The following is a 12,368-nucleotide window of genomic DNA, read 5'->3' as shown; positions in this document are numbered from 1 at the left end:
TCCCGCCGCCTACGCGACGCTCGCCGCGAACGAGGCCGAGAAGGCCGCCAACATCACCGTGGTCGAGGTTCGCGCCGTCGGTCGATTCGGCCGCGTGTTCCTGTCGGGCACCGAGAGCGAGGTCCTGAGCGCGCGTGACGCGGCCGTCGGCGCGCTTGAGCAGATGGAGGGGAAGTCATCATGAGCGTCATCGGGGTGGGCGAGGTCGAGGCGGCGGGCACCACGCTGACCATCAAGGCAGGCGACGTGCTGACTCCGCTGGCACGAGACCGCGCCGCCGAACGCGGGATCACCATCATCGTGTCAGGCCCCGATGCTCCTGCCTCAGCTGGGAGGGCTTCGCCGTCCAGCGCATCGCCTCGAACGCAAGTGAGCCCAGTGAACCTGTCTGACCCTGGAAGTCCTCGGAGCGCGGACGCTCGCACTCTCAACAGTCTCTACCGGCGGGGCGCCCCACTGGATCCCAGCCTCCAGAGCCGTCCGACAAGGACATCCGGGGGAAAGCCGCGCGCAGCCGTTATCGGAGCAGGCCACGTGGGTTCGATCGCCACGGTCCGGCTCGCCGAGTCGGACCTCTTCGAGGAAGTGGTGCTGATCGACCTCGTCGAGGGCCTCGCGGCCGGCATTGCCCTTGACCTGTGGCACGACGCCTCGATCGCCCGGTTCTCTACCCGGATCATCGGTAGCGAGGACATGGCGGCCCTGGCAGGCGTCGACTACGTCATCGTCACCGCTGGCAAACCCCGAACACCTGGTATGACCCGCACCGACCTGACCTCTGCGAACGCGGCGGTCGTCGGGCCCGTCTGCGAGCAGATTGCCAGGCACGCTCCCCGCTGCGTGATCGTCGTCGTGACGAACCCACTGGAGGAGATGACCCACCTGGCACAGATGCGCAGCGGGTTCCCGTCGGAACGAGTCCTGGGCATGGCCGGAGTTCTGGACTCCGCGCGGTTCTGTTCGCTCGTCGGACTCACCGGTCTGGCCCTCCCCAGCGAGGTCGAGGCGTTCGCCCTCGGCAGCCACGGACCGGAGATGGTCATTCCGCTCAGCCAGGCTCGCATCAAGGGACGCCCGCTCACCGACCTGATCACTGGTGACCAGCTGGACGCGATCGTCGAGCGCACCCGGGACTCCGGCGCAGAAGTTGTGTCACTGCTGAAGACCGGAAGCGCTTACTTCGCGCCGGGCCACTGCGCCGCTCTCATGGTCACCGCCATGGCCTCGCACAGCGGTCAGGTGCTGGCCTGCGCCGTCGATCCGAAGGGCAGCTACGGCATCCGCGACACTCGTGTGGGCGTGCCGGTCCGGCTCGGGCCCGCTGGTCTCGAATCGGTGGTCGAACTGCCTCTGGAACCGGGCGAGCTCACAGCGTTGCGGGAGTCGGCGGACCGGCTGCGAGAGCGCATCAACGAGGTGGCGTGAGATGCGGGCCGTGGTGACCACAGGAGACGGGGGTGTCAAGGTCGTCAGCGTGCCCGAACCCACTCTGCAGGATGCACAAGACGCGATCGTCGGAGTCGAGCACACCGGCATCTGCGGCACCGATGTCCACGCCATGCAGGGGCATCTGCCGGGGGTACCCGCCGGGACCGTACTCGGCCATGAGTTCGTCGGCACCGTGCTCGCCACTGGAGGAGCAGTCACCTCCATCAATGTGGGAGATCGAGTTGTTGGGACGGACTTCACCGCCTGCGGCAACTGCTGGCACTGCCGACGGCACGAACACTGGCACTGTCCTCGGCGTCGCTTCCTGGGGACCGGCACGTCCTTCGGACCCGAACTCAGCGGCGCCCAGGCAGAGCAGGTACGGGTTCCTTTCGCCGACATCTGCCTCGCAGTCCTCCCGCGAGGCCTGGACTCGGCGACCGCAGTGCTCTTGTGCGACAACTTCCCGACCGGCTTCGCGGCTGCAAAGAAGGCCTGCGTCGCTCCCGGTGACGTCGTCGCCGTGGTCGGCGGGGGCATGGTGGGTCAACTCGCTGCTCTGGCGGCGCAGCACCACGGCGCGTCCGTCGTTGTCGTGTCCGATCCGGTCGAGGCGCGACAGTCCGCTGCGCGAAGCACTGGCAACCTGGCCACCGTTCCGGAGCGACTCGTGCCCACTCTCCACGAGCTCACCGCCGGTCGGGGAGCCGATGTCGTCGTCGAGGCCGTAGGTGGCGCGACCGGGTTGGACGCGGCACTTCTTGCATGCCGTCCCGGGGGTACCGTGGCGAGCGTCAGCGCCCACGTGCAGAAGACGTGGAGCTTCCCACTCGCCGACGCATTTGCCCGAGAGATTACCGTCCAAATGGTGATTGGCGACCCCTTGAGGGATCGCGACAGCATGTTGGCTCTGGCCACCAGCGGTCTGCTCGGTCCCGCACACGACCTCATGAGAACGGCGGACCTGACCAGTGCCGTTGACGCCTACAGTGATGCGGCTCACAGTCGTTATCTCAAGATCGTCCTTACTGTCTGACGGGGGTCCGACCCAGTGATTGGCCCAGGAGGGCCCATGACCGAACGCTCAACGATTGAGCAGGCGCTGCTGTCGGAGCTCGACCGACTGTCGGAGGCGGGGTTGGACCGAGCCACGATCCTGGCTCGACTCGCCGACGCCCTGACCAGGAGCAACGGCGCGCCTGTGGGCGTGCACGACCTCCTGGTCGAGCACCCGCTCCCCTCGCCCGGGCAGCTCCTCCTGGGATCAGCCAAAGACGTCTGCGTCCAGGCAGGTGCCGGGATGTCGGAGGCCAGCAAGGTGATGTTGAGCACCGCGTCCCTGGCACTGGACCGGTTGATGCTCTCCCATCAGATCGAGCGGGACATGGTCGAGACCGGGCTGCTCCGAACCATCGCGACGCACATCCTCGCCGCGCACAGCGTCGATGAAGCCCTGGCGGCTGTCACCCACGAGGCAAGGACGCTGCTCGGCTCGGACATCGCCGGCGTGATGCTCGTCGACGGTGACGGCGACGAGATCGTGATGCGTGGATGTGCGGGCAATCAGCGGGTCGAGACTGCGCGCCTGAGGATGCGCAGCGGGCAGGGTCTCGCCGGACTGGTGCTTGCCACCGGGCAGCCAGAGCGCGTAGCCGACTATGTGTCCAGCCTCACCATCTCCGACGACTTCCACAGCTTGGCCCGGGACGAGCAGATCCGGTGCGCGATGGGCGCTCCCATCCGTGTGGGGACCCGTGTCATCGGCGTGCTGGAGGTGTGGCGTCGTGCGGCAACGCCTTACACCGACAGCGACTCAGCCCGCCTGCTCACCTTGGCCGATCTCGCGGCCGTGGCCTTCGACAACGCGCTGATGCACGAGACGAACGCCCAGTCTCTGGTCGAGATCGAGCGATCGCACCGCGCCCTCGCCTACCAGTACGCCGCGAACGACCGGGCCCTCCACGTTCAGCAGGAGCTCTTGGTAGTGCTCCTTCAGGAGCCACGCCTGTGCGACCTCCTGGAGGTGATCGCGCGAGCCACCCACAGCACCGTCCACCTTCTGGATGCAGATCGCGAGCAACTCGGCTCGCACCCCGCCGAGGCGGACTGCTCAGGGGCTGCGGAGCAGGTCAAGATGATGACGCGACACCACTCGAATGCATCTCCCCACACGCTCACCTGGAGCACTGGAGACGCATGCCGGTTCGCCATCGAGGACATCACCATCGGTGACGAGCTGGTGGGCTGGTTGTGCCTCGAGACCGACGCCGAGCCGGACGACCCCTCGGTCTCGACCGCGCTCAAGCAGGCGGCTGTCGCCTGCGCACTGCGTCACCTCCAAGAACAAGCTGGTGCGCGGGCGCGGGCCCAGCAGAGAGAAGAACTCCTCCTAGAACTATTGGAGGGGACACAGGAATCCCGTCGTGCGGCCATGTTGCGCGCCAAGCACATCCACATTGACCTGCGCGGCAGCCTTCGTGTCGTGGTGGTCGGGCCCAAGCAGCCGACTCCCGGACTGGAGACCCGCGACCTGCGCCGGGTCCAACGCGCCGTGACCGAGGTCCTGCAGAGCCATCAGATGTCGCGCGGACTTTCCGTGGTTCGAGACAAGCAGCTCTTCTTCGTCACGCGTTGTCCCGACCTCGAGCGCCTCCACCTGGCCATGATCGCCGCGCACGATGCCGCCGTGGCTTCACAGCCCGTCGTACCAATGGCGTGGGGGGTCAGCAGCGAGTGCGCTCACGCCCTGGACCTGAACGAGGCTCGGGTGGAGGCGGAGACCGCCCTACGGATGAGCACCATCCGATCAAGTTCAGAAGTCACCCTTTACGAGGACCTGGGCATCGTTGGCCTCTTCCTCGGCAGCTCGGCGGAGGTCGCAATGCGCCGCTTCGTCGCGGACACCCTCGGCTCCGTCATCGAGTACGACGCGCACAAGGGATCCCAGCTGATGCACACCCTCGGCACCTACCTCGATTGCAACTGCTCGCAGAGTCTGACGGCTGAGCGACTCTTCGTGCACCAGAAGACTGTGAAGTATCGGCTCAACCTCGTGGAGAAGGTCTCGGGCCTGGACCTCTCCACCCACCACGACCGTCTGCTCGCCGACATCGCCGTTCGTGCCTCCCAACTCACATGACGAGACCGAGCACCCCGCATTCCCGGTGACGTCCTCTTCACGGACACGCCCCACTACCCGCAACTACGCGTCGGACGCATCAACGGGATGGGCGAAGAAGTGACGTCCAGCAGAGTGGTGTACGGCTCCCGGTGAGGGGTCTGCTGAAGAGATAGGGGACTTCCAGATCGGCTAGGACGAGGGTCCTGGCTGGAAGGATGTCCACTGTGGCTGGCAGGTATCCCAAGGAGTTCAAGGAAGACGTGATCCGGGTGGCCCGTGATCGCGGGCCTGGCGAGACTCTCGAGCAGATCGCGCACGACTTCGGTGTGCACCCGGTGACGTTGTCGAAGTGGCTCAAGCAGGCCGACATCGAAGACGGCGTGAGGCCCGGTATGACGAAGGGCTAGGCAGGCGAGCTGCGTGAGGCGCGGCGTCGAATCCGGCGCTTAGAGCAGGAGAACGAGGTTTTACGTCGTGCCGCGGGGTATCTGTCCCAGGCGAACCTCCGGGGAAAAGGCTCTACCCGCTCGTGAGAGACCTCGCGGCGAGCGGGATCCCGGCCGAGGTCTCCTTGCAGATGCTCGGCTTGGGGCGCTCGCCCTACTACCGGTGGCGTGTTGCGCCGGTCACCGAGTCGGAGTTGCGTGAGGCCTACCTGGCGAACGCCATCTTCGACGCCCACCGCGACGATCCTGAGTTCGGGTACCGGTTCTTGTTCGACGAGGTCACCGACGCTGGCTATGCGGTGACGGAGCGGACTGTGTGACGGATCTGCTCCGACAACGGCTGGTGGAGCGTGTTCGGCAAGAAGAAGCGCCGCGGCAAGGGCAGCCCCGCACCCCCGGCTCATGACGAGCTCGTACGTCGCGACTTCACCGCTGCCGGGCCGAACCAGTTGTGGCTCACGGACCTGACCGAGCACCGCACGGACGAGGGGAAGCTCTACTTGTGCGCGATCAAGGACGTGTGGTCCAACCGGATCGTGGACTACTCCATCAGTGACCGGATGGAGTCCAAGATCGCCGTCGACGCCCTCAACAACGCCGTCGCCAGACGCGGCGTCGAGGGTCTCTCGGTGGCTGGGTGCCGGCTGCACTCGGACAGGGGCTCGCAATTTCGCAGCCGGAAACTGCAGCAGGCGCTGTAGCGTCACCACGTGGTCGGATCAATGGGCCAGGTCGGCTCAGCAGGTGACAACGACTCGATGGAATCGTTCTTCGCGCTGCTGCAGAAGAACGTCGTGAACCCGCGCCGATGGGAGACCCGCGATGAGCTCCGGATCGCGATCGTGTCCTAGATCGAGCGGACCTACCATCCCGGCGACGCCAAGAACGTCTCGGCCGGTTGACCCCGATCGAATTCGAACTCATCATGACCAAAGCCGCCGACCAGGCAGCGTAATCAGAAGTCCCCTGATCGTTCAGCAGACCCATACGGTGTTCTATTTCATTGTGAGCCGACCCAGGGTCCGAACAAGTCAGGCCTCAGCGGCTACTCCGTAGGACGCCGAGCTGGGCGATGTGACGCATGCCTGGGGCCATGGGCAGGGGTCCGAATTCGAGGCGCGCGGCCTGTGAGCCTGCAAGCGTCACCTACGGTGCGCGTCCTTCCACCTCCCCGCGACGCCGTGAGGCCACGCCGCGCAGATCGATGTAGTGATGCGGATCGCGCGGGCCGTGGGTCAGACCTTCGACTCTTGAAGGTCTTGGGTCACGAGATGGCTCCGAGGTCGTATGACTGCTCGGCGTGCACAGCGACGTCCACCCCGGCGTCCTCGTGTTCCTCGCTGACCCGCAGGCCAATTGTCGAGTCGAGGACTCTGGCAATGACGTAGGTCATGACGAACGAGAACGCGAGCACGGCCGACGCCCCGACCACTTGCCGCCAGAGCTGATCCATCCCGCCCCCGTACAGCAGCCCGTCGATCCCGGCTGGCGCCGCGGCCGTCGCTAGGAAGCCGACCGCGATGGTGCCCCAGAGACCACCGACGAGGTGGACCGCTACGACGTCCAACGAGTCGTCATAACCCAGCCGGAACTTGAGACCAATCGCCAGCGAGCAGAGCACACCAGCAACCCCGCCTACCGCGATCGCGCCCATCGGTGAGACTGACGAACAGGCTGGGGTGATGGCGACCAGGCCAGAGACGACGCCGGATGCCGCGCCGAGCGAGGTGGCGTAGCCGCCCATCAGCTTCTCGGTCGCGAGCCAGGCCAGGCTGGCGGCGGCGGTGGCGACCAGGGTGTTCATCCAGGCGACGGCCGCCGTGTTGTTGGCCGCGACCGCTGATCCGGCGTTGAACCCGAACCAGCCGAACCACAGAAGCCCCGCGCCGAGCATCGTCAACGGCAGGTTGTGCGGGCGCATGACCTCGGCACCGAAGCCGCGCCGAACGCCCATCACCATCGCCAGCGCGAGTGCCGCTGCGCCGGCGTTGATGTGCACCGCGGTGCCGCCGGCGAAGTCGATGGCTGCAAGGTCGTTGGCGATCCAGCCCCCGACGTGATCCCCCACGGAGAAGTCGAAGACCCAGTGCGCGACCGGGAAATAGACGAGCGTGGCCCATACCCCCGCGAAGACCATCCAGCCGCCGAACTTCATACGCTCCGCCACTGCACCCGAGATCAAGGCGACGGTGATGATCGCGAAGACCGCCTGGAACCCGACGAACGCCATGGCCGGCAATCCGCCCTCGGCGCTGGTGGTGTCCTCCATCAGCCCACGCAGACCGAAGTACTGGGTGGGGCTGCCGAGCAAGCCCCCGCCGATGTCGTCGCCGAAGGCGAGTGAGTAGCCGTACACCACCCACAGCACGCTGATCAGGCCGAGCGCACCGAACGACATCATCATCATGTTCAGCACGCTCTTGACGCGCACCATGCCCCCGTAGAAGAGCGCGAGGCCCGGTGTCATCAACAGCACCAGACTGGCGCTGGTGAGGATCCAAGCGGTGTCACCTGTGTTGACCATGAGGGCCTCCGGGTCGTGAGCAGTAGCGGGCGGACTCGCGCTCCGAGCAGCACGTCGAGGCCGACGATGCTCGACCAGATGTCGTTTCTGGGGCCCCGTACGTGACGGGGGTGTTAACTCCGGCGCCGCGCAGTGAAGTCCTTGTAACTACTGGGGTCCCCTGCGCCAACGGGCCAGTTTTTGGGCGATCCTGCCGGTGGCCACTCTCGGGCCCGCCCACGACGAAAGAGGTTCCGATGGCTGCGAGTGCCTACGAGGTGGAGTCCAAACAGTTCAGCATCGGCGCCGATGGCACGGTGAGCGGCGACGACGGTCAGGACGGTCGGCTGGCGGCGTCCTTGGGGTACGCCGCCAGGCTGGCTGCGCAGGTCGAGTACTTCCTCGACATCGGCACCCTCCAGACCATGTCAACCGTCAGCCCCGAAGGGATATCGGCGACCGTCACGCGGGACGAGGCCGGCGCGATCGGACTGTCGGTCCGCATCGAGACCCAGCGGTACCTACAGCCCAAAGTCTTCACCGTCGTAGGAGGTGCCGGCCTGCAGGCGGCACTGGCCCACTGCGTCCAACGCGTCCAAGACGCCCCGAACGTCCGATGGGCCGCCATCACCACCGCAGACAACCGGCTGGTCGCCGCCAGCCCACTCCCACCGGGACCGACAGTGCTGGGCGCCGCGCCGGCGCTGACAAGCGTGGGTGTGCGCGCGCTCGCCGCGCTGGGCGCTATCGACGGGCGACTCCGCGAGTCCTGGGTGCAACTCACCTACACGCGCGGCACGCTGCTCGTGGCCGCCGTCGAGACGCACTGTCTCTACGCGGTCGTCGACGAAGTCAACCGGGTCGGGTTCGGAGACGCCCTCGACGAGACCCGTGCCATCCTGGGTCGCCACGACGTCACTCGCGCAGACACCCTGGCGACTGGACCCACGCCGCAGAGCACGCCTGCCGTGGAAGAAGTGGTGGCGCCAGTTCCCCTGACACCCACTCCTGCACCCGTCGGGATGCGCTACCGGGCCCCGCAGCCCAAAGTCGCGAAAGAGGGCAAGCGAGGCTTCTTCGGGCGCTGACGAGCACCGCCCCTATCCCAGACTCATTCGGCCGCGTTGTTCAGCGCCTTCCACACCGGATCCAGCACGGCCGCGGTCTCGTGCGCTTCGCGTCCCAGTCGCCGCCACAGCCGGTCACCTGTCTCGAGCCGAAGCGGGCGCGGGCAGTCCACGGGCATGTCGCCGTCGTTCCCGAGTGCCAGGACGCTGTCGAGGATCCGGTACGGCGCCAGGTGGCGCGACAACAGCTCTTCGACGAGCACCGCGCGACCCTGTCGGGTGATCGTCGTACGCGAGACCAGGTCGCCGGGGGGCTCGTCAGACCGGCCGAGGACGAGGGTCCCGCGGGCGACCAACGCGGCCGCATCACCGATGCGTGACCGACATCGACCGGGTCACGCTGGACTCAGCTGCGGAGACCCAGGGAAGCGTGTCGAGCGACAATTTCGCTCCGTCCTCGACCCGGGCGGTGAACGACCACGTCGCAGACCCGCCCCGCATCGCGTACGCCACCGTGCCGGTGGTCTCTTGCAGGTGCAGGGTCAGCCCGTCGGCCACGACGCACTCGAGCTCCACCGAGTCCCCGGCCAGCAGCAGTGCTCCGGTGGGCGTCAGGGCCAGCGTCGCGCCGCACTCGTCCACCCTCAAGGTGACGACACGGAAGGCCCCCCGCGGGACGTGACCCGCACCCGTCCGTCAGCGGTACGCGCGAGCGAGACGAAGCACATGTCAGCGCGCGAGGGCGTGGTCGTCATGACCATGGCGCTCTTCCCCTGCGTGAAAGTGAGGAGCCATGGGACCCGGGTCGAGCGGCACCAGCTCACCAGCCTGGTGGCGGGCCACCTGCGAGCGCACCCAGCCGAGGAGGAGGGTGATCGAGGCGGGGTCGTGGCGCGACAGCGCGACCACCGGACGCCCGCCGCGCGCGGCGAGGGCGTCAGCGCTCATCTGGTCGACATCGACGCCGACGTACGGCGCGAGGTCGGTCTTGTTGACCACCAGCAGGTCGGCGCGCTCGATCCCTGGACCGCCCTTGCGGGCGACCCAAGTGCTGAGCAGAGCGACGGACTCTGGATAGTTGGGGCGCACCCCCCTGGCCAGCCGATCCCGCGCTACCATCCCCGCCACCGCCAAGAGCAGCTTGTCGGTGTCGGCCGGAGTCAGGTGCACGTCACACGGCCTTGGGGTCCGGACGGTCTCGAGCCACTGAGGCTTCCCTCCACTGACCTAACGCCAGACTTTCTTCCTGGTCCCGGCCGTGCGGTGAAGGGCGGGAACGTCATGGACGAGCAATGAGCCGGCGCGGAGACTGATCCACCCGTGACGAGCGAACCTGGCCAGGGCCCTGTTGGCGCTCTCGCGGGTGGTGCCGACGAGCTGGGCGAGCTCCGACTGGGTCAGTCCGTGGCTCACGCTGATCGACCCAAGGCGTTGCTCGCCGAACCGCTGCGCGAGGTCGAGCACCACTCTGGCCACCCGCTCCGCGACGCCCGTGAAGACGAGATCCGTGCTGACGGTGTTGGCGTGCCGAAGGCGTCGTGCCAGCACGTTCAGCAGCCAGGCACGCACCTCATGCCTCTGCTCGTACTGCTCCATCAGGACCTCGCTCGGAATGCTGCGGAGTCGCACGGGCGTCAGGGCCTCGGCGGACGCGGAACAGGCCCCGCCGTCTATCAGCGACAGCTCACCTATGACCTCTCCGGGCCCGAGGATCCCGAGGACGAGCTGGGCGCCCGTGGGAGCGCTGCGCATGACCTTCGCCATGCCGAGCTCCACGAGGAACAAGCCGTTGCTCAGGTCTCCCTCGCGGCAGATGACCTGTCGTCGCCGCAGCTCCACGACACGGGCACGTTCAGAAAGGGCGAGCGAGGAGGGGATGAGGTTAGGGAGCGCCACCGCCGTCCTGAGAGATGTCGATGGGTCATGGTCGGAGCGGAGAGCCTCAAGCACCGCCCCGCACCCCCTGATCGATGAGGTCAGCTGCCGGGCACACTTCTCGCAGCTCCGGCCGCTGGTGCAGCAGACTCACCAGGGGCTTGGTCACATTTGCCAGGGACGGCCTCGGCTTCGGGCGGCGCCGTGGGGTGTCGGCGCGGATCGATCGGGGGACCACGATCCGGTAGGTGTTCAGGCCGTCAGCGTGGGAGGCGTGCGCCCGAAGGCCAGCCCGCTGAATCGTCGCCAACACTGCTTGGTTGCCGGGCTGCACGTGACATGTCAGCGTCTCAGCGCCGCGCTCCCTAGCAGATTCGGCCAGCGCGGCAAGCAGCCTGGTCCCGTGGCTCTGTCCCTGCCAGCGGTCCTCCACCAGCAACCCGATTTCGAATGGGTCGGTGGCATTTGCCACGGTGCCGTAGCCGATGACTGCGGTGCCTGCCGTCAGCACCATGCTGAACCCATTGACCGGCTCGAGGAGTGCACGGGCCGCCGGCACCCGCAGTTGTGGCATGGGAGCGTGGTAGCGGCGATACAAAGTCTCTGCAGAGCAGCGTGCGTGCATGGCGATCAGCGCCGGACCGTCGGCGGCGGTGCCTGGGCGGATGGCTACCGGATCGTCGGCAACCGGGACCTCGCCGGCCGTGTAGGGGAGGTTCCCTGATCCGGCCAGGCGGCGGAGTTCTCTCGCACGCGCGACCTCAGTGTTAGTGAAGGGAATCGAGCGTTCCAGCACGACGTGCTGCCCGTCGTCGTCGCCCAGCACGAGGGTGTGGGAGCCTGTCGCGGCGTCAAGCAGGCTGCGTAGCTCTTGTTCCAGCGTGTGGGGGCTCTGCATCACCCGCCCCGCGGCCCGCATGTAACGCATCGGTTGGTCCTGAAGGACGCGGGGGGTGCACGGCGCGACGACCACCTCCATGGCACCGGCTCGTCGGACGAGCCGCTCGACATCCGCCACGGTCCAGCTCTCCTGTGTGCGGAGCACGAGCTCATCGACGACAAGATCGTCAGGGCACGGGTGCATCTCGAGCGCAAGAATATTCACCTCCTGCTGGCCGCAGCTCTCCGCAAGTGCCGCCAACGTTCCTGGCCTGTCCTCGAGCAACGCACGTACCTGCCACCACATGAGCAACTCCTTCTCTCGGCGATGTAGAACAGCCTCGTGGCGCGGCCTTGCGGATCGAATACGCCCGTGTTGCCGCCGTGTAAACATCTCTGGGCTCGGTGACCAGGAGCGACATCGGGCAGCGACGTGGATCTAGCGGACCCCGCGCGCCACGGTCGCGGTAGCCGCCTGCTGGCGTTACAAGTCCGCGACGGTAGTTCTCGGATCGGCTGGTTGTCTCGCCGTCACTCGTAGGGTCCCTTCGTGGTCTCCACGGCGACGAGTGCCCGGCGATCTACCCCACCGGGGTACCGGAGGAGCGCCAGATCCTGCTCGCCGACGCCTCCGACGCCATCGAGGATCTGCCGCACTCACTGCTTAGAGTGCTGCCACCGGATCACGAGGTGACACCTTCATCCACCACGACCGTGGACTCGACCGTCGCCGAATTTCTGCTGGCGCTCTGCCGGCGTACCGCTTCGGTCCGCGGTGCATCCGGGTGCGCCTCAGCGATCTGGAGGCCTCCGGACACCGCATCCCGAGTGCCCGAACCGGCGATTGAAGGGGGGCACATCCGATGCATATCCGATTGTCGACGACGCTTGAAAACGAGGCCATAGCGACGGTCGAAAACGAGGCCACCCAGACAGATTGGATGGGTGATCTCAGTGGAGGATTGGGCTTTGATCCGGCGGCTGGTTGCGGACGGTGTTCCGCAGCGGCAGGTCGCACGGGATCTGGGTATCGGTAGGTCAACGGTAGA

General features: G+C 66.9%; 12 protein-coding genes and 1 pseudogene. 7 read left to right on the top strand and 6 right to left on the bottom strand.

Going from position 1 to position 12,368, the window contains the following annotated elements; genetic code table 11:
- From JWN68_RS07010 to JWN68_RS06990, 5 genes and pseudogenes are all read left to right on the top strand, one after another.
- The coding region (locus tag JWN68_RS07010) for a BMC domain-containing protein (RefSeq protein WP_297736652.1) at positions 1-184 on the top strand (184 nt) is incomplete at its 5' end.
- The gene (locus JWN68_RS07005) at positions 181-1,425 is read left to right on the top strand and encodes a malate dehydrogenase (protein WP_297736649.1); all 1,245 of its coding nucleotides are present in this window, start codon (positions 181-183) and stop codon (positions 1,423-1,425) included. The genes JWN68_RS07010 and JWN68_RS07005, both read left to right, overlap by 4 nt.
- A 49-nt stretch (positions 1,426-1,474) precedes the next feature.
- Complete coding sequence (locus JWN68_RS07000; RefSeq protein ID WP_297736646.1) at positions 1,475-2,464, top strand: alcohol dehydrogenase catalytic domain-containing protein; 990 nt, start codon at positions 1,475-1,477, stop codon at positions 2,462-2,464.
- A 36-nt stretch (positions 2,465-2,500) separates the two neighbouring features.
- Entirely contained in the window at positions 2,501-4,567 is a 2,067-nt protein-coding gene (locus JWN68_RS06995) for a helix-turn-helix domain-containing protein (protein ID WP_297736643.1), read from the top strand.
- Between the two features lie 206 nt (positions 4,568-4,773).
- A pseudogene (locus JWN68_RS06990) lies at positions 4,774-5,950 on the top strand (IS3 family transposase).
- Between the two features lie 309 nt (positions 5,951-6,259).
- Here JWN68_RS06990 and JWN68_RS06985 read toward each other — a convergent pair.
- On the bottom strand, positions 6,260-7,519 hold the full coding sequence (locus JWN68_RS06985; RefSeq protein ID WP_297736640.1) for an ammonium transporter: 1,260 nt from the start codon (positions 7,517-7,519) through the stop codon (positions 6,260-6,262).
- Positions 7,520-7,755: 236 nt separating this feature from the next.
- Between JWN68_RS06985 and JWN68_RS06980 the strand changes: the two genes are divergently transcribed.
- Entirely contained in the window at positions 7,756-8,586 is an 831-nt protein-coding gene (locus tag JWN68_RS06980) for a hypothetical protein (protein ID WP_297736637.1), read from the top strand.
- Positions 8,587-8,609: 23 nt separating this feature from the next.
- Here the strand turns inward: JWN68_RS06980 and JWN68_RS06975 are convergent, their stop codons facing one another.
- The 5 genes from JWN68_RS06975 to JWN68_RS06955 form a co-directional block, all read right to left on the bottom strand.
- The gene (locus tag JWN68_RS06975) at positions 8,610-8,921 is read right to left on the bottom strand and encodes a hypothetical protein (RefSeq protein ID WP_297736634.1); all 312 of its coding nucleotides are present in this window, start codon (positions 8,919-8,921) and stop codon (positions 8,610-8,612) included.
- A gap of 10 nt (positions 8,922-8,931) precedes the next feature.
- Complete coding sequence (locus JWN68_RS06970) at positions 8,932-9,207, bottom strand: urease accessory protein UreD (RefSeq protein ID WP_297736632.1); 276 nt, start codon at positions 9,205-9,207, stop codon at positions 8,932-8,934.
- A gap of 87 nt (positions 9,208-9,294) precedes the next feature.
- Complete coding sequence (locus tag JWN68_RS06965) at positions 9,295-9,735, bottom strand: urease subunit gamma (RefSeq protein ID WP_297736629.1); 441 nt, start codon at positions 9,733-9,735, stop codon at positions 9,295-9,297.
- 57 nt (positions 9,736-9,792) lie between these two features.
- Entirely contained in the window at positions 9,793-10,461 is a 669-nt protein-coding gene (locus tag JWN68_RS06960; protein ID WP_297736626.1) for a Crp/Fnr family transcriptional regulator, read from the bottom strand.
- Positions 10,462-10,507: 46 nt separating this feature from the next.
- Positions 10,508-11,626, bottom strand: coding sequence for a GNAT family N-acetyltransferase (locus tag JWN68_RS06955; RefSeq protein ID WP_297736623.1), 1,119 nt, complete (start codon positions 11,624-11,626; stop codon positions 10,508-10,510).
- Positions 11,627-12,264: 638 nt separating this feature from the next.
- On the opposite strand from JWN68_RS06955, the gene JWN68_RS06950 reads away from it, so the two are divergent.
- On the top strand, positions 12,265-12,368 hold a 104-nt coding region (locus JWN68_RS06950), incomplete at its 3' end, for a helix-turn-helix domain-containing protein (RefSeq protein WP_297736655.1).

Source organism: Nocardioides sp., from assembly GCF_025964975.1.
In the GTDB taxonomy this organism is placed as follows: Bacteria; Actinomycetota; Actinomycetes; order Propionibacteriales; family Nocardioidaceae; genus Nocardioides.
The sequence above is the reverse complement of the archived record's forward strand: the minus strand, read 5'-3'. Positions and strand labels throughout refer to the sequence as shown.

Bases quoted from the DNA above. Each gene is read 5' to 3' on its own strand.
- JWN68_RS06995 (WP_297736643.1), top strand. From the start codon at position 2,501: ATGACCGAACGCTCAACGATTGAGCAGGCGCTGCTGTCGGAGCTCGAC.
- JWN68_RS06955 (WP_297736623.1), bottom strand. From the start codon at position 11,626: ATGTGGTGGCAGGTACGTGCGTTGCTCGAGGACAGGCCAGGAACGTTG.
- JWN68_RS06985 (WP_297736640.1), bottom strand. From the start codon at position 7,519: ATGGTCAACACAGGTGACACCGCTTGGATCCTCACCAGCGCCAGTCTG.
- JWN68_RS06980 (WP_297736637.1), top strand. From the start codon at position 7,756: ATGGCTGCGAGTGCCTACGAGGTGGAGTCCAAACAGTTCAGCATCGGC.
- JWN68_RS07005 (WP_297736649.1), top strand. From the start codon at position 181: ATGAGCGTCATCGGGGTGGGCGAGGTCGAGGCGGCGGGCACCACGCTG.